The sequence below is a fragment of the Vibrio sp. LaRot3 genome, from assembly GCF_027587025.1.
GTDB lineage: Bacteria > Pseudomonadota > Gammaproteobacteria > Enterobacterales > Vibrionaceae > Vibrio.
In genome coordinates, this window is the sequence record NZ_JAPPTI010000001.1 from 302,032 (window position 1) to 320,596 (window position 18,565).

General features: G+C 44.6%; 17 protein-coding genes and 1 pseudogene. 16 read left to right on the plus strand and 2 right to left on the minus strand.

Going from position 1 to position 18,565, the window contains the following annotated elements; all coding sequences use genetic code 11:
• Positions 1-183: 183 nt before the first annotated feature.
• Positions 184-1,824: a methyl-accepting chemotaxis protein gene (locus OH461_RS01535; protein WP_270018887.1), complete on the plus strand. Its 1,641-nt coding sequence runs from the start codon at positions 184-186 to the stop codon at positions 1,822-1,824.
• 130 nt (positions 1,825-1,954) lie between these two features.
• Entirely contained in the window at positions 1,955-2,800 is an 846-nt protein-coding gene (locus OH461_RS01540; RefSeq protein ID WP_270018888.1) for an MBL fold metallo-hydrolase, read from the plus strand.
• Positions 2,801-2,829: 29 nt separating this feature from the next.
• On the opposite strand, the gene OH461_RS01545 is transcribed toward OH461_RS01540, so the two are convergent.
• Positions 2,830-3,213 (minus strand): hypothetical protein, encoded by a 384-nt coding sequence (locus OH461_RS01545; RefSeq protein ID WP_270018889.1) that lies wholly within the window; start codon positions 3,211-3,213, stop codon positions 2,830-2,832.
• A gap of 425 nt (positions 3,214-3,638) precedes the next feature.
• Here OH461_RS01545 and phnR point away from each other — a divergent pair, with 425 nt between their 5' ends.
• The gene (gene phnR / locus OH461_RS01550; RefSeq protein ID WP_270018890.1) at positions 3,639-4,340 is read left to right on the plus strand and encodes a phosphonate utilization transcriptional regulator PhnR; all 702 of its coding nucleotides are present in this window, start codon (positions 3,639-3,641) and stop codon (positions 4,338-4,340) included.
• A 73-nt stretch (positions 4,341-4,413) separates the two neighbouring features.
• Here the strand turns inward: phnR and OH461_RS01555 are convergent.
• A pseudogene (locus OH461_RS01555) lies at positions 4,414-4,656 on the minus strand (aldo/keto reductase); the annotation flags it as partial.
• 221 nt (positions 4,657-4,877) lie between these two features.
• Between OH461_RS01555 and OH461_RS01560 the strand changes: the two are divergent.
• The 13 genes from OH461_RS01560 to yghU all read left to right on the plus strand — a co-directional run bounded on the left by OH461_RS01560 (position 4,878) and on the right by yghU (position 18,557).
• A complete protein-coding gene (locus OH461_RS01560; protein ID WP_270019834.1) occupies positions 4,878-5,357 on the plus strand; it encodes a hypothetical protein in 480 nt (159 codons plus the stop codon).
• A gap of 293 nt (positions 5,358-5,650) precedes the next feature.
• Positions 5,651-5,920 (plus strand): PTS sugar transporter subunit IIB, encoded by a 270-nt coding sequence (locus OH461_RS01565; protein ID WP_270018891.1) that lies wholly within the window; start codon positions 5,651-5,653, stop codon positions 5,918-5,920.
• Positions 5,921-5,930: 10 nt separating this feature from the next.
• Positions 5,931-7,187: a PTS ascorbate transporter subunit IIC gene (locus OH461_RS01570; protein ID WP_270018892.1), complete on the plus strand. Its 1,257-nt coding sequence runs from the start codon at positions 5,931-5,933 to the stop codon at positions 7,185-7,187.
• Complete coding sequence (locus OH461_RS01575; RefSeq protein ID WP_270018893.1) at positions 7,184-7,633, plus strand: PTS sugar transporter subunit IIA; 450 nt, start codon at positions 7,184-7,186, stop codon at positions 7,631-7,633. The genes OH461_RS01570 and OH461_RS01575 overlap by 4 nt, the downstream gene beginning before the upstream one ends.
• Before the next feature lie 460 nt (positions 7,634-8,093).
• Positions 8,094-8,756: a hypothetical protein gene (locus OH461_RS01580; RefSeq protein ID WP_270018894.1), complete on the plus strand. Its 663-nt coding sequence runs from the start codon at positions 8,094-8,096 to the stop codon at positions 8,754-8,756.
• Between the two features lie 9 nt (positions 8,757-8,765).
• Positions 8,766-11,642 carry an FtsK/SpoIIIE domain-containing protein gene (locus tag OH461_RS01585; protein ID WP_270018895.1) on the plus strand — a complete coding sequence of 959 codons (2,877 nt, stop codon included), beginning with the start codon at positions 8,766-8,768 and terminating at the stop codon, positions 11,640-11,642.
• A gap of 3 nt (positions 11,643-11,645) precedes the next feature.
• Positions 11,646-11,915 carry a hypothetical protein gene (locus tag OH461_RS01590; RefSeq protein ID WP_270018896.1) on the plus strand — a complete coding sequence of 90 codons (270 nt, stop codon included), beginning with the start codon at positions 11,646-11,648 and terminating at the stop codon, positions 11,913-11,915.
• Positions 11,908-12,219, plus strand: coding sequence for a hypothetical protein (locus OH461_RS01595; RefSeq protein WP_270018897.1), 312 nt, complete (start codon positions 11,908-11,910; stop codon positions 12,217-12,219). The genes OH461_RS01590 and OH461_RS01595 overlap by 8 nt, the downstream gene beginning before the upstream one ends.
• The gene (locus OH461_RS01600) at positions 12,201-13,226 is read left to right on the plus strand and encodes a hypothetical protein (RefSeq protein ID WP_270018898.1); all 1,026 of its coding nucleotides are present in this window, start codon (positions 12,201-12,203) and stop codon (positions 13,224-13,226) included. Before OH461_RS01595 ends, OH461_RS01600 begins: the two co-directional genes overlap by 19 nt.
• 15 nt (positions 13,227-13,241) lie before the next feature.
• On the plus strand, positions 13,242-13,688 hold the full coding sequence (locus tag OH461_RS01605; protein WP_270018899.1) for a hypothetical protein: 447 nt from the start codon (positions 13,242-13,244) through the stop codon (positions 13,686-13,688).
• A gap of 10 nt (positions 13,689-13,698) precedes the next feature.
• Complete coding sequence (locus OH461_RS01610) at positions 13,699-15,156, plus strand: glycerophosphodiester phosphodiesterase (RefSeq protein WP_270018900.1); 1,458 nt, start codon at positions 13,699-13,701, stop codon at positions 15,154-15,156.
• Positions 15,157-15,165: 9 nt separating this feature from the next.
• Positions 15,166-17,565 carry a hypothetical protein gene (locus OH461_RS01615; RefSeq protein ID WP_270018901.1) on the plus strand — a complete coding sequence of 800 codons (2,400 nt, stop codon included), beginning with the start codon at positions 15,166-15,168 and terminating at the stop codon, positions 17,563-17,565.
• Between the two features lie 134 nt (positions 17,566-17,699).
• Positions 17,700-18,557, plus strand: a complete 858-nt coding sequence (yghU, locus tag OH461_RS01620) for a glutathione-dependent disulfide-bond oxidoreductase (protein WP_270018902.1) — start codon at positions 17,700-17,702, stop codon at positions 18,555-18,557.
• The last annotated feature ends 8 nt before the right edge of the window (positions 18,558-18,565 follow it).

Consider the following 18,565-nt stretch of genomic DNA (forward strand, 5'->3'; position numbering starts at 1 on the left):
AAGATGCGTTTTATAAATTGATGGGCAGCGCCTATTAATTTAATAGTTTCAACTGATTGGCTGTCGATGGCGACATTGAGCAAAATGCGTTTCTTAAAGTCTGTTTGCTTCGCGAAAATGACAATTAAAAAAGCGATTAGCGAAGCTTCCTAAAAGAACTATTTTTGCTATCAGGAGTATGGAATGCACTACCTTTCTCAGCTAAAAGTGAGGACTCGTTTAGCGCTTGGATTCGGTATCTTAGTCGCGCTAATGGTCGTGCTTACGATTGTCGGTATTCAAAAGGTTAACTTCATTGATATGAGTTTGTCGAAAGTGACCGACATAAACTCAGTAAAGCAGCGTTATGCGATTAACTATCGAGGTAGTGTCCATGATCGCGCGATTGCCATTCGAGATGTCGCCATCATTTCTAGCCCGCAAGAGTTATCAACACTGGAAGATGATATTCGTCGCTTAGAAATGTTCTATCTCCAGTCAGAGCAGAACATGCGTGAAATGATCGCCAACAATGTGCCTTTTACCGATAAAGAGCTGAGCATTCTGCAAAGCATTGATGAGATACAAGCTAAAACGCTGCCTCTTGTTCAACAAGTAATTGCCAAGAAAAAGAACGGTGAAGATGTCACGGCATTGGTGCTTGAACAAGTGCGGCCAAACTTCACGCAATGGCTTAAAGTGATCAACGAGTTTATCGATTATCAGGAAGCGCTAAACCAGCAATTAACGCCAGTTGCTCGTGCAGAAGCGAATGGCTTTGAGAGCTTAATGTTACTGCTAAGTGGTATTGCTATTGTGATATCAGCGCTGGTGGGTTTTGTGATTGAACGTAGCTTCCGCCGTTCGCTAGGTGGTGAGCCTTATTTTGCCCAACATGCTATTCAGCAGATGGCGAAAGGCGAGTTAACCCAAGATTACAACAACAGTGATGATGGCAGCATTTTACATTCGTTGTCTTCGATGTCTGAAAAGCTCAGTTCGATTGTGCACAATATTCGTGGTGCTTCTGATCAATTGGCAGAACAAGTTGAGAAAGTGTCACAAGGTTCCAGTTCGGTGTTTGACTCTGCTCAGCAGCAAGCCGGCTTAACGGAAAATATGGCAATCAAACTAGAAGCAATGCACGCAAGTATTGATGAAATTGCTGCGATTGTGGCGCAATCAGAGCAGAACTCCGTCAATACATCAGAGAATGCTCGTGATGGCCGACAGAGAGTCGCAGCAGTCGCAGAGCAAATGCTTTCCGTAACGGCAGCCGTGAATGAGACGGTAGCGCAAGTCAAAGAGCTAGAAACTAAAACGCGTGATATCGGTGGCATTGTTAACATCATTAGCGGGATCTCTGAACAAACTAACTTACTGGCGTTGAATGCAGCCATCGAGGCAGCAAGGGCAGGGGAGTCTGGCCGAGGTTTTGCCGTAGTTGCCGATGAAGTAAGGCAGCTAGCGAGCCGAACGGGAGAGGCAACCACGCAAATTGAAACCATGTTAGCAGAGGTGCAGGCACAAACAGTTGCAAGTGTCTCGGCAATGGAAAATACGCAGCCCAAAGTAGAGAGTTGCCAAAAGAACACCGAAGAAGCAAGTCAGCTATTGGTTAATATTGAGCAGCAATCGCAAGATTCACTTAATCGAGTGCGCGACATAGTGCTCGCAACGGGTGAGCAAGTCGATGTGGTACGTGAGTTGGTCGTCGCAATGGATCAAATTTCTAGCATGTCGAATGAATCCATTCGATTGATGGAAGACAACCAAAGTGCAAGCCAAAACCTGAATGCGCTTTCTGAGCACTTAAAAGAGGAAGTGGCATTCTTTAAAGTGTAGTTTGCTTGGCATATACCCAGAGAATTTAACTTTAAATTATTGAACTTATTGATAAATGATAAGTAGAGCCTAACACCAAGAGTTTCAGACGGTATAATCACCGACATTAAGTTATACCGTCTGAGGCATTATGAAATTGACAACATTGGTTGATAACACCCGTTTAGATGAACGACCGGATCTTTCTGTAGAGCGGGGGCTGTCATTTCATATTGACACAATGGGTACACAGCTTCTTTTTGATACGGGGAGTGGAAGCACTTTTCTTGATAACGCTAAGGCGTTAGATGTTGATATTGAGCAAGTCGATATGGTGGTGATATCTCACCGCCACCATGACCATTGTAATGGTACCAAATATTTCACGGCGCAGAACTTATCAGCCAAAGTCTATCTTAAACACAGTGAGAGTCAGGAATTCTATTTTCGAGCCTTAGGCTTTAAAAGTAATGTCGGTATTGATAGGGCGATGCTACAAAACCAAGCCCATCGTTTTATCTTCCTTGAGCGCCCGACAGAGATTGCGCCCAATATCCACGTCATTACCGAAATATGCCATAAGCACCCCAAGCCGAAAGGCAATCAATATCTCTACACAAAGACAGAAGCAGGGCTAGTGCATGATTCGTTTGAGCACGAGCAGATTCTTGTGATCGAAGAAAGTGATGGTTTGGTTATATTTACGGGCTGTGCCCATAGTGGCGTGTTGAATATGATTGAAACGGTCATCGAGCGATTCCCTCAAGATAAGATCAAAGCGGTTGTCGGCGGTTTTCATCTCGTGGGACTGCCAATTTTCAATAGCATAGGTGGCACTTCACAAGAGATCAGAGAAATTGGCCGTGTATTGGCGCAGTATCCCATCGATATGTATTACACCGGCCATTGCACCGGAATGAAAGCCTACCAACTGTTAAAAGATGTGCTTGGTGAGCGTCTAGAGCTACTGCCAACGGGCCGCGTAGTAACGATTTAACAGTAGGAAATCTTCGCCGCGCGACCCATTTAAAAATCATGAATCAGCGTCGGTTTGTTGGAGAAGAACAACTTGGCGAACCAAGATTTGTAACGCCATCCGAGCGACAACAATCGTTTTGCGAGACCTTGGTTTTCGATGATGGCCACTTCAACACCTTGATAGTGGTAGGGATGGCTTTCAATATGGTCGATGAACGCAGTCAAAATACCTTGTCCCCTGACTGATGGAGCAAAGTGAACTGAAACAATGGAGAAGCGTTGGCTACCCATTGGGCATCGAACGTAGCAATAGCCGTATTCATTTTGGATGGTTTCAGAAAACTCGGGAAACGGCCGAGATGGGTAGCCTTTGGCTAGGTTATCGTATTCGTTACAAAGATGGTCTAGCAGTTGTTGTGCGTTGTTATCCATACTGATGCCGCCTTGGTTGTGAGCGTCGAGGGCGATGTGTTTGGAGTGTCTATTTTAACGCGCATTGCGATGACAAATTCGGTAAAGGTGTCGGTGACTTGCTGCCGGGTTTAGTCAGTATTTGGATAAGAGTGCAGAGAAAAAACGTTCAGGATGGGAAAATTGGAAAGATCTCCGGCCGATTTTTCCTTGTTAACTAAGCTCATTTTTAATACGCGCGAAATGAGCGGTATAATTTGGGTTACGTTGACGGGTATTGAGACTAAATGCCGTGTTTTATTAATCTCAAGATGGATGCTGTGTCATGTACGCGCGATCCCTTATGCGGTAATATTTCGCCCAATCGATAGTTCAGATTCCCTTTTGTTCATGCTTATTCGCTATTTTAACGGTGCGGCAGTGTGGCTGCGGAAATAAGGATACTTGTGCAGTACGTAAAAATTAAAGATTCGATAGTGGAGCAAATTGAAACAGGCATGTTGGCTCCGCGACAAAAGCTACCAGCTGAACGCAAGTTGGCGGAATCATTTGATACGACGCGTGTTACGCTGCGAGAAGCCCTATCATTGCTCGAGGCCGAAGGGCGTATTTACCGAGAAGATCGCCGAGGCTGGTTTATTTCTCCTCAACCACTGCGTTACGATCCTAAGCAAAGAAGCTCTTTCTCTGCTCTTGCCCAAGGACAAAATCGTACTTCGAAAACGGAGTTAGTCAGCGCGAAAGGAATACTCGCGAATAAACAGGCTGCACGTTTACTCAATTTGCCGCCTTTCTCTGACGTTTATCAGATTGATCGCGTTCGCTACTTAGAAGATCGCCCAGTCGCGTACGTTACGCATTATTCTAGCCCTCAACAGTTTCCTAATTTGCTCGATTTGGACGTCACCAATTCAATCGCTGATGTCTATCGGGAATATTATTCGGTGGTCTATCAACAAAGTCGCTACCGAATACTGACCAGTTCTTTATTGGGCGAAGTGGCTCAATCACTGCGAGCAACAACCGGTACTCCTTCATTAGTCATAGAACGAATGAATTACAATCAACAGGGTGAATTGATCAGTTGTGATATTGAGTACTGGCGTCATGATGCAATCAGCGTTGAGTCATTGATCGACCTGACCTAACCTGCATGAAAAGAAAAAGCCAGTGATGACTTTGGCACTGGCTTGGTTGAATGGATAGAGCTTCTCGCGTTAACTACACCAACGTAGCCCCTTTGAATGCGCCAATCGGTGCGATTTCATCTAGCTTATCAAGAGTTTCTTGGCTTAACTGAACTTCTAGCGCAGCTAGGTTTTCGTCAATGCGTGATGTCTTACGACTGCCCGGAATAGGAATGATGTTATCGCCTTGCGCTGTTAACCACGCTAAGGCTAATTGAGTGGGAGTGATTTGATACTCTTGCGCAATTTTCTCAATTTCTTCCAAACGTTGTAGATTGTTGGTGAAATTTACGTACTGAGAGCTTAGTTTGCATCGCTTGAATTAGAGCTAGATCGTCTATTTGAATAAAGAGTGTATTATTCAATTTGAACATATCAACGTTTATACTTAGAGTGTGTGGCTTCTCATACTGGATGGGAATTAAGCGTGTTTGCTTTGTTATCTTATATTGAGATAGACAGCAATTTATAGAGAGGCATCAGGAAGTTTGGATGTTAATGAAAAAAATGGATGCGCCGTTAGATATGCAAATCGGTGCTAGATTTGAAACTAAAAAACATGGCTACGTTCAGGTAGTTGAATATTACAATACTCATACGGTAATCGTTGCGTTTGAGAATACTGGCAATATCCGTTCTATTACCGCCGCTAAATTACGCAGTGGCCAATTATCTGACCGTTCTGTTCCGCCACAATCGTCTATGGTTGGAGAGAAAGTAGAATCCGTAAAGCATGGCGTTCTAACAATTACTCAAGTTGAATCTGACAATATTGTTGTATTAGAAAATGCACAAGGTGAAGAAATTCGCATGCTTCTTCCTGCCGTGCAAAAAATGAAAAAGGAGTTCGAAGATACGGATAAACCATTCGAAGAACCTGAAAAACCGATGTCACTGTCGGCTTTAACTAAAAGAAATAAGAAAACGAAAGACGTTAATAGCCTGCTTAAGAAAATGCTTACAGATTATGGTAAGTAAACGTCATTAAATATCTCTATTTACATATTTACCCCTTTTCATATACCCACATCACACTTTAAATCACCTTCTTAAAATATATAAAAAGCACGTCATTCTATTTCTAACCCCAAAGAGGTATTAGCAATAAAATGCTCGAAAAACTCGTCCTAATACGAGATCTCCATCACAAGGTCATTTTGGTTTTGTGATGGTGATCTATTCTGATTTGTGGGGTTTTGGATATGATTCTCTCAACAAACAAGAGCAATGAATATTTGCCAATTTGATTAACCCCTACAGAGATTACGAATATGAAAAAGATTATGGTTGTTTGCGGAAACGGTCTTGGTACTTCACTGATGATGGAAATGGCGGTAAAAGAAGTCGCTGGAAAAATTGGTTTGGAAGCCGAAGTTGATCATGAAGATTTATCATCAGCAGCATCAAGCAATGCCGATATTTGGGTTGCAGCAACGGATGTGGCAAACCAACTGGCAGAAGCAGGAAAAGAAAATATTGTTAGCCTAGCAAATATCTTTGATAAAGCATCTATCGAAGAGCAATTAAAACAATTTATGTAAGGTAAATAATATGCAAAACTTTTTTGAGTTTATGCTTGGCTTATTAAAAGAGCCGGCAATCATGGTTGGTTTAATTGCTTTTGTTGGTTTGGTTGCGCAAAAGGCAGATATTTCAACAATTTTGAAAGGCACAATTAAAACCGTAATGGGTTTCCTAATTTTAGGTTTTGGTGCTGGCGCATTAGTTGGTGCGTTAAATAATTTCTCTGTGGTATTTACAGAAGCATTTGGTGTAAGTGGTGTAATTCCAAATAACGAAGCGATTGTGGCATTAGCGCAAGAAGCGTTTGGTTATGAAATGGCACTTATTATGTTCTTTGCATTTGTAGTGAACATTTTATTGGCTCGTTTTACTCCTCTTAAATATATTTTCTTAACTGGTCACCACACAATGTTCATGTCGATGCTAGTAGCAGTAATTCTGTCTACAGCGGGCATTAAAGGTACGGCGTTAGTGGCTATTGGCTCTATCTTAGTGGGTTCTCTAATGGTGTTAATGCCAGCGATTGGCCAAAGATACACTGAAAAAGTGATGGGTACTGATCAGCTTGCGATTGGTCACTTTTCAACTTTCTCTTACGTGGTATCTGGTTTTATTGGTAGCAAATTTGGTGATACCTCTAAATCAACAGAAGACATCAATGTACCTAAGAGCCTAATGTTCCTGCGTGATACACCAGTAGCGGTAGCGACAACGATGGCTGTGTTCTTCATGCTCGCGTCGATATTTGCAGGTGGCGAGTTTGTTGAAACGGTATCTAACGGTCAAAACTGGGTTGTGTTCACCTTTATGCAATCTCTTGTTTTCGCTGGTGGTGTGTACATCGTTCTTCAAGGCGTGAAGATGCTGATTGCCGAAATCGTTCCAGCGTTTAAAGGTATTTCAGATACGTTAGTTCCAGGTGCTAAACCAGCGCTAGACTGCCCGATGGTATTCCCAGTTGCACCAAACGCGGTATTGATCGGCTTCCTATGTTCATTTGCAGCAGGTCTTGTTGCCATGGGTATCCAAGGTGCATTTGGCTGGACAATTATCGTAGCTGGCGTGGTTCCTCACTTCTTCGTAGGTGGTGCGGCAGGTGTTTACGGTAACGCAACAGGTGGTCTACGTGGTGCGATTTTAGGCTCATTCACTCAAGGTCTGTGTATCTCGTTCCTACCAATGCTACTTCTTCCAGTACTGGGTGGCCTAGGTCTTGAAGCAACAACATTTGCTGACTTTGACTTCGGTGTGGTTGGTCTGATTCTTGGTTGGATTGTGTCATGAGTATCTTTAACCTAATTGGTGACAGCGGCATCGTCATCACAGAACAAAAAGAGTTATCGGTAGAGCAAGCATTAGATATCACCTGCTCGAAGTTACTAGAGCAAGGCAAAGTAGAGCCAAGTTATCTCGCCGCGATTAAGCAGAAACATCAAGAGATTGGCGCGTACTATGTGCTAGCACCTAAGATTGCGATGCCACACGCTCGCCCAGAAGATGGCGTGAACCAAGCCTCTTTGCAGGTAACTGTGTTTAAACATGGTGTGGATTTGGAATCGGAAGATAACGGTGATGTATTTGTTGCGATTACGTTGGCCGCGATGGATTCAGATAGCCACATCCAAACCATCGTCGCTTTGTCGGAATTGTTCCAAAATGATGATGATATTGCTGCGATGATTGAAGCAGAAACAACGGAGCAAATCGCTGAAATCCTCAAGAGATACTAAGCGTGGTTCTGAAAGATAAAATTTAGTCACCCCCTAGTTTACAAGCCCTCATTTGATGAGGGCTTTTTTTGGTTAGTAAAAAACTTTAAAAAATTTTGCGGCTTTTGCGAGTTTTTACGTCCCTATCATATTTTCGGTGTTTTTTTACAATTCGTATTATCGTGAGTGTGTTTATCTCAAGCCTTTATGAATGGGGGCTACAGGTGTTCTCGCATAGATGTGTGCTTGTTCACATTTTTATAAATAGCGAGCTTTGCCTGCTGATTTTGCATACTCATTAAATTGAATGAAAAAAAGGTGCATGATACTGTTCGTTTCCATTATTAATCGGATGGTTAATTAGTTTACAAATACCTATCTGAACTAAAAATTTATGGCTTATTTGCTAGGGACAGCAAGGCTTTCAGGCGGTTCCTAGCGATTGTATGAATGTCAATTTCACAACTTTGTTAGGAAGAGTATGCAAGACCAAGGCTTGGCAAACTTCGAAAGTATCGAAGAGTTTAGACGTGCCTTTTTACCCGTGCATGAAGCACGCGTAAAAGCAGGCAAAAACATTGAGAACAGTCAGCAAACTGTTGAAAACAGCAAAAAAGTGGTTCAAGAGCACAGTTCTTCTCTTAAACAAACTTTGTCATCTATTGAGAGTTACCTTTCTAAGAATGAATCAGTCATTGATTCGTCGCTTGATGATCTGCGCCAAGGTGGTAAACCTTCTTCCTCTTTGGAAAGTGAGCGTGAGCATGCGCAAGCATTTACCAATCTACTTAATCAAGCACGTCAGTTAAGTAATATTTCGGGTCAGACTCCGTTAGCGCAAGACATTGCAGACCAACTGACATCGTACAGCAAACAGCTCCCTCAACAATGGCAGCCAGTCGCGGACACTCTAGGTGAGATCCGTGCGTCGGAAAATGCATTCTATAGCCATTATCAGCACCTACTTGATGAAAAGAGAGCAGAAGAGCAACGCAAGCGCGAAGAAGAAGCGCGTTTGAAAGCCGAGGCAGAAGCAAAGGCTGAACTCGCTGCTTCTCGCCGTAAGAGTCTACAGAAGAAACTCATGTGGACTGCGGCGTTCATTATAGTGTTAGCAGGCTTTATTCAGAATCAAATGGCGTAAGGTTTTCCGATGATTGAACTAGATACAAAACTTAAAGAAGCGGACCTAAAGCGCAAAGAGCTGGGTGAGCAATTAAAACAAGAATTAAGCGGCAAAGCTGATAGCGTTCACGAAGTGGTGAATTACCTAGAAGAAACGGTTTTGCCAAATGCACAAGTGCAAGCAGAGCAGGTGGTAGCTGCAAACCATCAAGACCTTGCTATTTCAGTGGGCAACATGCGCCAAGTGTTGGCTCGACTACCTGCGCCATTGCAACCTTGGTTATCGGAAGTGGATTGGAACAGCTACGCGTTTGATCATAACTATCTACCGCGTAACCTTGTTGTGGGTATGGAAGACATTACCTATACCGACGGTCAAAATGCAGAACACGTTGTTAGCATACCAAAAGAAATTCCATTCTATAGTTCGGATTACTGCTACTACTTTTCGCAAGACGAGCATTCAATCAGCAAAATCAATGCGTTCGTATTCCGCTTAGCGACAATGCTGCCGTACTCTTCTCAGTTTACTCTGATTGACCCAATTAAGATGGGCCAAAGCTTCCCATACACCAAACGTCTGCCATTCAAACGTATGGTAGATAATGACGTATCCCGCGTATTAGAAGAGATTCTGACTGATATTGTACGTATTCAAAACAGTTACCTTGATAACAACACAGAGCGTTTGGTTGATGTTGATGAAGAGATTTTAGGTAACGCGAAGTTTGAATTGATCGTAGCAAAAGACTTCCCGCAAGCTTATGACCGTCGATCAATTGAGCTACTGGCTAAGATCGCGAACACAGGTCCGAAAGCGGGCAAAATTGTGTTGCTTGATCTTGATACGGATGCCGAGCTGCCAAATGGTTTGTCATTAAAGACCTTGTTCCCAGAAATTCGCAATGTTTACAACAATAAGAATCAAATTGTCTGGAATTTAGGCAAAGGTTATCGTGATAGCGTTCAAAACTCAGAGGTAATGAACGCGATTCTTGATGGCTTAAGCCGAGCGAAGCCAAAAGAAACCAAGCTAGGTTTCTCTGATGTTATTGATACCGATCCAAATCAGTGGTGGCAAGAGAACGCAACTGAAGTGATTTCTGCGCCAATCGGTGGCTCTGGTAGCCGTAAGAACGATATTGAACTTTGGTTTGGTGAGCGTAATAAGCAGCCATCTTCACACGGTATGCTTGCGGCTATGACGGGTGCTGGTAAGTCGAACTTGTACCATGCGTTTATTTTGTCGATGGCAAGTCGCTATAGCCCAGAAGATGTGCAGTTCTACCTGATCGATGGTAAGCAGGGTGTGGAATTCCAAAGCTACCCGAAACTGCCTCATGCACGCGTAGTCTCGTTGAACACAAGCCCACAATTAGCTCGTAGTGTACTGCAAGAGCTGTTGGACGAAATGAACCGTCGTAACGACATGTTCAAAGAGCTTGGTTTCTCAGACTTTATTAGCTACCGCAAAGCGGGTTCGCCAAATGGCAAACTGCCACGTTTAATGCTGATCATTGATGAATACCAAACTCTATTTGAAGACGACAAAACGGGTCTAGGTTCGCAGCTGATGATTGCCATCGCATCGCAAAGTCGAAGCGCAGGTATTCACATGTTTGTGGGTTCACAGAAGTTTGTGGTTCCGGGTATGTCTCAGCCTCAAGCAACGTTCAGCAACATTAACTTGCGTGTTGCAATGAAGATGAGTGGTGAAGAAATTACTTCGCTGCAAGAGTTTGGATCTAAAGGTAAACAGCTGATCCGTGGTTGTACAGAAACCGGTCAAGTCGTAACAAGCCACAACGGTGGTGTGGATGAAGTGCCATGTGATACTGGTCGTGTGGCGTACATTGAAGAATCTCAGCGTCAGCAATTGCTTGATCAGCTAGTGGCTAAGTGGAACGACCAAGGCGGTGAAAACCACACTGTATTGCTTGATGGTTCAGAACAGCCGCAACTGGTAGACAATGCCCAGCTAAATACTTTGTTTGCTCATCACCCACAGCGTCCAACGGAAGATGAATGGATTCGTTACGCGAACCAGCCTCAGCACCTTGGCGGCCTAAATGAAAATGAATGGTACCCAGTAGAGCGTCCTTCGGTTTTCTGGCTAGGTAAAGAGATGAACATTCATGGCCAAGCGAAAGTGGTGTTGCGTCGTCGCGCTGGTGAACACATGGTGTTAGTGGGCGATAGCAATGAAGCTCGTCTAGGTATGCTGGGTTACATGGTTGCTCAAATGCCAATCAATGCGCTGAATGACCAATACCAAGTACATATCTTAGACCGAAGCATCAAAGGTTCTCAGTGGTATGGCGTAATGGCGGCGGCGAATGAAAAAGCACTCGCAAACAAGGGCACTTTCTGCGAAACCTTTAAAGATTTTGCGCCTCAACTTGATGCGGTTGCCGCTGAACTGCAAAAGCGTCGTGAGATGGACGAAGAAGAGATGTTGGCTGAGCCATCAATCTTTATCGTTATTAACGAAGCACAACGTGTGAAAGAGCTAGCGAAGCAAGATAACACGCATGGCATGAAAGTTCATGCTGATGAAAGTGGCGCTCACTTTGCCACGTTGCTAGAGCATGGTTCAGAGTATGGTATTCACTTGATCTTAAGCTTTGATAACGTTCGTTCAGTGACCAAAGCATTTGATCGTAACGATATTGAAAGCTTCCGTCATAAAATTGCTCTGCAAATGTCAGAGGAAGATAGCTTTCGTCTATTGAAAACACGTGATGCAGCCAAACTGCAAGCGGATGGTAAGAAGCCAATTTACGCGCTTCATATCGACCAAATGCAAAACCGCCCAACTAAGTTTAAGCCGTATTGCTACACCCAAGCGGATTCGCTCGACAGCAACTTAACGCACCTAGCTCAGCTATACGCTAAGTGGAGTTAATCCATGTCGTTAGATCGAGTTGAAGAGCAAGTCCCTTTGTTGTTGGGAGAGCTAGAAGCGCTCAGCAGCCAAGTGATTAAGCAAATCGGTCTTCTAAGTGTTCAGGCAGAGAATACTCTGCCTGAGCTATCAGAAGAGATGCAATTACGAATGCAACGTGACTTAGTAGAAATTGAAGACCTAGCAGGTTTAATTGCTAATGTTCGCTGCACTGAGTTGGCTGACCAGTTACAACATAAGCTGGCGCTCATCAGGAGTTATCTGCATGAATAAGCTACGTCAGCAAGAAGCACTGCAAGAGCTCACCATGGTCACTAATCAAACTTACACTCAAATTGAAACCTCAGTGGATTCAATGCGAAGCCGTTGGGCTGCACTGAGAGAAGATTATTATGGTATCGGTGCTGAAGATGTTGAATCTGAAATCACGACCATTTTGGCTCAAGCTGATCAACTACTGACTAAGTTGATGGATTGGCGTGACGCTTGTGATCCTAACCTTCAAAGTCAGCAACAAGATGAGCAGCAGACCTCCACAGCGAGTGATGAGGAGGCCGAATGCAACCAAGATGGTTAGTTAACCAACTGGAAGAGTTGGATTATCAAACGGATTATCAGCTAGAACTGATCACTTCTTTATTACAGCAAGCCCAAGCCATGCACGCTTTGACGCAAGACTATATTGGTCTGGCGAAATCAGATGTGTTTGCCTGTCATGAGCTGTATGACTCTTTAGAGAAAGGCTACCAAGCTGCATTAGAGCACGCTCAAACTCGTCATCGTCGAGTAGAAGAGCAAGTGGATCATGCTATTGAAACGGAAACGTCGAGCACGGCAAGCTTGGAAGATGCGCATAACTTACGCGCGACTTGGAGCAGCCAAACGGACAAAGCGCAAGCTTGGTATAGCCGTGCTGATAACCATTTCGAGCGTTGTGAACGTGAAATGAGAAGTGCAGAACGCGACGATAACGAGGCGCAAAGCCGTAAAGATCGTGCTTATCATGCTTTGCAAGCGGCGAGAAGTCGCCCTCCTGTTCGAGTGTATGTGGGTAAAGACAGCAACGGTCGAGATGTCTATCGTTATGATCCACCCGATACACATGCCGAAGAGATGGCCTATAGCTCCGCATGTGCTCATGCGAGTCATTGTCGAAGCGTTTACAACGCTGCCGTCGCCGAGCGTAACGCTGCGCTTAAAGAGAGAAATCGCGCCCAAGCGCAATTGCAAGGTGCTCGTGTCGCGCTTTCAGAAGCGAAAGAGTCAGTGGTGCTGGCTGATCATGCGTTGCAGGTGGCCAATGATGGTAAGCGTCAAGCGAACTATAGCCATGATTTTTCCAAGCATTGCTTGCAAGTGCTAGATCAGGTGAAGGCGTTACTGGGTGAGTTTAAAAAGACACTTCAAGAGCAAACAGAGACGATCTCAAAACTCGAGAGTGACAACAACCAAGCTTTCTTGCAGTTACGCAATGTGGAAAACCATCACGAGTCGATTCAGGGTGAAGCTTTCTCATTGAAGTACACGCTTCAAGATAAAGTGTCCTTGCTGATCGCCTTTGACCAGCCTCTTAACCGCCGATAGTTCTCAGAGTCAATTATGCCTTCATTTGAACCCAGTTATTTTCGAACCACGCTGACTCATCTAGAAGAGGAGCGTGAAAATACCTATTACTCCAAGTGCAATTTTGAAGAGCACTGGGAAACTCTGCGCGCTCAATGGAATGATGCCGCGGGACGTAATGTCGACAGTCGCAATATGACCCCTTTAGTGGATGTATATGCTCAGGCACTAAGCCAAAGTCAGCAATACATCGACACGACTAAGCAGTGTGCTGACTTGTTTGATAATTTGCGTCGTTTATTGATCGATGCAGCCCATCATCATGAGCAGTACAACCGCCTATTTAGTGAGGTTGGTAATCAAAGCGAAGAGCGCGATCGCACTTTGCGCAGCAGTGAGAACCTCACCAAACAAGTGGAAGAGCAACAAGAGCAAGTCGCAGCGAAAAAGCAGTCTGCGGGTAGTCATGTCGCCATGATTTAAGGATGAAACAGTGAAATTAGTAAGAATACTGCTTAGTAGCTTGGTGATTGCATTGGTTGGCTGTTCAAGCAGTGACAAGCTTTCTAGCAGTGATTATCAAGATGAAGTCGCAGGCTTAAATGGCCTGCCTCTTGGTGCGGAAGGGAGAGTGTTTAAACTCTCTCCTTACACGCCGCAACAGGTGCAAGATATTCAATATGCGCTTAATGCTCGCGGCCTTTATTGGACGGCGGCTCAAACCCCCGCCTATTTGAATGGTCAGGTTTGCCCTATTGATGTTTACGCCCACCGAGGCCATTACAACTATCCGGAGAACTCCTCTTCAGCGGTTCTAATGGGAGCGCTTGGTGGCTTTGATGGGGTAGAAATTGATGTGATGTTAACGCGTGATGGCTATTGGGTGGTTCACCATGATAGCTATACCGGTCGTGCGACAGGTCGTTCGGATGGTAAGCGTTATCGTATGTCTCGCATCAAAGGTAAAGAGTGGAATACCTTGGTTGTGCGCGACAAAGATGGTCAGCTAACTAATGAGCGAGCGCCTTACGCCATTGACGCGTTCCAGCAATGGGCAAACAGTTATCATCTTGGGCAGCAGCTGAATATCGAAATCAAAGAAGATGCTGATATTGTTGAGTTAAACCAATTGCTTCGCATGGCGAGAGAAAGTCTTCCGCAAGGGAGTTATTTCTTCAGCTCGTTGGAATTTGATGTGCTGAAAAAAATGCGAGAGCTTGATAAGCACGTTTATCTTGGTTACGTCTGGGAACCGCACCCAACGTCCATCGCCAAAGCAAAGCAAACGGCTCGTAAGGCAGCTAAGTCCGATGTGCTGTACCAAAAGTACAATCGTCAGATTAACTGGGTATCAGATTATGAAGCGCGTAAGCGATCGCGCAGTAAGTCTCAGAAGTACTCAGCAAAAACCGTGCGTAAAGCGTTAGGTGCAAATAGCGGATTACACGTTGATATCCGTAGCTTTGTGGGCGCTTCAACGATTTATACTCGCTCTCATCAAGCTGGTCTTAAACGTGTCGCCACCTACAGCATTAATGGCACAGATTATCATCAGTCTCAACTCGCCTATCTAAAGAGCCGTGGTCGCCAGTTACCTGACGAAGCCATTATGGACACCTCTAAGTTTGAAGCTTGCCATCGTCTTTACCCAAACCTAGCCGCGAAAGCGCGTAGCTATCAGCCAACAACTGAATATGGCCGCGCGATTATGAAGCTGCCGAATGATGCGGACTTCAACCGTCTTGAAGAGCAGTTAATGTATCTTGAAGACAATCACTACATTACATCGAATGGCAAAGTGCGCTCTATGACTAGAACCACCAGCGCACCGGTGAAAGTGACATCGAAGTCGGGCAGTAAAACTACCAGCACCTCATCACGCGTATTCATCCCTGAAGATGAAGATTTATCGCTAGAGGCGAAGCCAATCAATATCGAAATTCCTAATTAAGAACTCAGTATGGCTACAGAAAAGAAACAAGAGAGCGCTAGCAAAGCGCAAAGAGCAAAACCCAAGTGGTTCGCGATAACACTGTTTGTTATGTCGCTGTGTTACCTGATTCCAGAGGTGGTGTTTAACGCCAAGCTGGTAGAGGTTGCAGGGGGAGGGAGCGTCGATGATCAAACGCTTCATCTTGTTGAGCTATTTGGTCGTACCATTTCGGGTATTGGCGTTACTTTATTGATCGCGGATTTATTGCTAAAAGGGCGATTAGTTAGCAGCGTGCCAAGAGCCATGATGAGTTTTTCTCTCGTGGCTTTAATTGTTTGGCCAACGGTGTTCTTTGGTCAAAAACTTCTTATCTATAAATTTTTGGTTGAACCATCGACATCGCAGCAACGTCAAGAAGCCTTCTTTGCTTCGATATTGCGCTCAAGTTTGGCCGCCAATGCGGTGCAGATATCTGGTCTTCCTTACGACTCAAAACATGCGACGTCGCCAACGGAAATGACGTTTTTAGCCATGATGGGGGGCCTTGTTTATGCGAACGATGAGTTCATCCATCATGTCGATGATAAAAAACGTCAGATCCTAAATCGTTATATCGAAAACAAAGCGAACAGTCAGTTTGATGATTACTTCAACGATTACAAAAACATGCGTTCTGAAGTGTTGTCTTCTTACAAGCAATACCAAGCGGGTGTCGATAAGTACAACAAGAACATGCGTCAGGTGCCAAGCATGGCAAATGAAGCATGGGAAGATGTAGAAACGCAGATTGCTAAAGGTTGGAAAGATTACCGTAACGCGGAGAAAGCGTATCTCGCTAGAGCAGAAGCTCGCGCGCAGAAGGTTGCACCGAAAATTTACGATCACTTTGAAGATCGTAACCGTTGTATCGACCGCTATGGCGGCAAGAGCAATAAACGTGATCGCCTCAATCGTTGTATTACCGATGAAGAAAAGCAATACGCAAGAACACTGAAAAACGCAGGTATTCCGTATAAGGATATGGATTACTGGCTGAAGCGAGAAGTACGCAGAACTAAGGGCGAAACCTCGCTATCTGAAACCGCCATGACGTTGGGCTTGTCAGCGGTATTGGCGGGTTTAGAGATTGCCACCGGCGATGCGGGTAAGCAAGATGTACGAGAAGTGTTCACCAATGAGGTGGCTCACTATACGCCACGTATCTTAGTGTTATGGAAAGATAAGTTTAAGCGTGAAACGGGATACCCAATGGGTATTCGCAGTATCAAAGAGTTTCGTCACCACTCAGTCACTGTGCAGAAAGTGCGCTCTAAAGTGGCACAAAAAGGCATTCACCTTAAAAAGAGTTGGCGTGTATCTCAGATCTCTGCCTTTAAGAATACGGTAAAAGCACAAGCTCGTAAGAAGATTGACCAGAAGTGGGAAGCCGAAATGGCAAGTCGTGGCATGGATATGAAGCCAAACTTGTCTTGGAAGTCCTTCCAGAAGGACCCGCAAATTCAAGCTCGCATATTAAAGGCAATGGGTGAACGTAATTACGTGAAACCAATGATGGCGGACTGGAACAATAAGCAGTTCTATACCAAAGTCGTAAAGGTGAACATCAAGCGCGAGACGCAATACTGGCTTCGTTATATCGAGTCGGCTCGTTCACAGTTCGAAGATGGCGCACCATTGGCTGAAAATGGTAAGTCAGCGCTTCGTTCTATTATCGTTCCGCCGATTTCTATGTCGCTGTCACTGCTGTTGGTGCTACTGACCGTCGTTAAGTTGCCGTTTAAGTTCTGGGCGTTAATTGATTACGATAAGGACTTTGAACATGAGCAAAAACCGTGGGAGAAATATGTCAGCCCAGCGTTGTCAGCACTGCTGATTATTGCGGTGTTTGCCGTGCCTCTGTTGGTGGGCAGTTCTAAGTTTACCGAAGAGAAATCGACCACGAGTTACTTCTTAGATAAGTTTGATGAGACTGTATCACCTATTGGCTCAATTGCGCTTAAGTGGGTGCTGCATACTCAGCCTGTTGTGCAGCCAATTGGCGCGAAGTTTGATGACAACATGAAGATTACCGAGTTGTTCAAAAACACCCTAGAGCACTCGATAGGTGAAATGGACAAAGTGGTGATGGCGAAGCTAAATCCGCCTAAATCCTTAGCTTCAGACGAGATGCGCCAAGGTTTTGAAGATCAAAAGCAGGCGATTACTCAATCTGGTCAGCTGGTCGATTTGCCATTTACGGTGAAGACTAATGCGCCGAACGCTAAGATTCGTGTTATGAACATCAAGCCACGATATCGAGCGGGCATGAAGCTTCCTTCCGGCAACTATCATGTTGAAGTGAGTGCGCCGGGTTATCAAACCAAGCGGGTTTGGGTTGCCCATAGTAAAGGACGTGACACACACCAAGTGAACGTATCGAAGAGCTAATTGTCTTGATAGCCCCTGCGAATATGCAGGGGCTTTTTTTATTGAAGTAATACAGCCTAGTGGAGTTGTTTTTTTAAACACACGCCACAACATCAACTAGAGTAGAAGGTAAATAAAACAATAAGGAAAAGGTTATGGCCGACAATTACACGCCTCCAAAAGTTTGGACAGAAGATACCGAAACTGGTGGAACTTGGGCGAGCATTAACCGACCGACAGCTGGCGCAAGACATGAAAAAGCGCTGCCTGTGGGTGAGCATGCTCTTCAACTCTACTCAATGGGCACACCAAATGGTCAAAAGGTAACAATTATGCTTGAGGAGCTATTGGCCTTAGGTGTTACCGAAGCGGAATATGACGCTTACATGATCCGTATTGGTGAGGGCGACCAGTTCTCGTCTGGCTTTGTCGAAGCCAATCCAAACTCAAAAATCCCTGCCCTTGTCGATCACTCTCAACAACCCGCTTTGAATGTGTTTGAGTCGGGTAATATCTTGCTGTACTTGGCAGAAAAATTTGGCCAATTGATTCCTCAAGATTTTGCTAAACGAACTCAGATGATGAACTGGCTATTTTGGTTACAAGGCAGTGCACCATACCTAGGTGGTGGATTTGGTCATTTCTATGCTTACGCACCAGAGAAGTTTGAATACCCGATCAATCGCTTTACGATGGAAACCAAACGCCAACTGGATTTACTGGATAAACATCTGGCGCAAAACACGTATTTAGCTGGTGATGAATACACCATTGCCGATATTGCCACTTGGCCTTGGTATGGCAACCTAGTGTTAGGCAGAGCCTATGATGCGGCTGAGTTTTTAGACGTGGAAAGCTATCCAAACTTAATCCGTTGGGCAAAACAGATTGACCAGCGAGAAGCGGTTCAACGCGGGCGTATTGTTAATAAAGCTTGGGGTGAAGAATGGGAGCAGCTCGAAGAGCGCCACAGTGCAGAAGACATTGATAAAGTGCTAGCAAAGCGCCCATGAATGGCTTG

Bases quoted from the DNA above. Each gene is read 5' to 3' on its own strand.
- OH461_RS01585 (WP_270018895.1), top strand. From the start codon at position 8,766: ATGATTGAACTAGATACAAAACTTAAAGAAGCGGACCTAAAGCGCAAA.
- OH461_RS01590 (WP_270018896.1), top strand. From the start codon at position 11,646: ATGTCGTTAGATCGAGTTGAAGAGCAAGTCCCTTTGTTGTTGGGAGAG.
- OH461_RS01545 (WP_270018889.1), bottom strand. From the start codon at position 3,213: ATGGATAACAACGCACAACAACTGCTAGACCATCTTTGTAACGAATAC.
- OH461_RS01575 (WP_270018893.1), top strand. From the start codon at position 7,184: ATGAGTATCTTTAACCTAATTGGTGACAGCGGCATCGTCATCACAGAA.
- OH461_RS01565 (WP_270018891.1), top strand. From the start codon at position 5,651: ATGAAAAAGATTATGGTTGTTTGCGGAAACGGTCTTGGTACTTCACTG.
- OH461_RS01595 (WP_270018897.1), top strand. From the start codon at position 11,908: ATGAATAAGCTACGTCAGCAAGAAGCACTGCAAGAGCTCACCATGGTC.
- OH461_RS01600 (WP_270018898.1), top strand. From the start codon at position 12,201: ATGCAACCAAGATGGTTAGTTAACCAACTGGAAGAGTTGGATTATCAA.
- yghU (WP_270018902.1), top strand. From the start codon at position 17,700: ATGGCCGACAATTACACGCCTCCAAAAGTTTGGACAGAAGATACCGAA.
- OH461_RS01580 (WP_270018894.1), top strand. From the start codon at position 8,094: ATGCAAGACCAAGGCTTGGCAAACTTCGAAAGTATCGAAGAGTTTAGA.
- OH461_RS01570 (WP_270018892.1), top strand. From the start codon at position 5,931: ATGCAAAACTTTTTTGAGTTTATGCTTGGCTTATTAAAAGAGCCGGCA.
- OH461_RS01605 (WP_270018899.1), top strand. From the start codon at position 13,242: ATGCCTTCATTTGAACCCAGTTATTTTCGAACCACGCTGACTCATCTA.
- OH461_RS01535 (WP_270018887.1), top strand. From the start codon at position 184: ATGCACTACCTTTCTCAGCTAAAAGTGAGGACTCGTTTAGCGCTTGGA.
- OH461_RS01540 (WP_270018888.1), top strand. From the start codon at position 1,955: ATGAAATTGACAACATTGGTTGATAACACCCGTTTAGATGAACGACCG.
- OH461_RS01560 (WP_270019834.1), top strand. From the start codon at position 4,878: ATGAAAAAAATGGATGCGCCGTTAGATATGCAAATCGGTGCTAGATTT.
- OH461_RS01615 (WP_270018901.1), top strand. From the start codon at position 15,166: ATGGCTACAGAAAAGAAACAAGAGAGCGCTAGCAAAGCGCAAAGAGCA.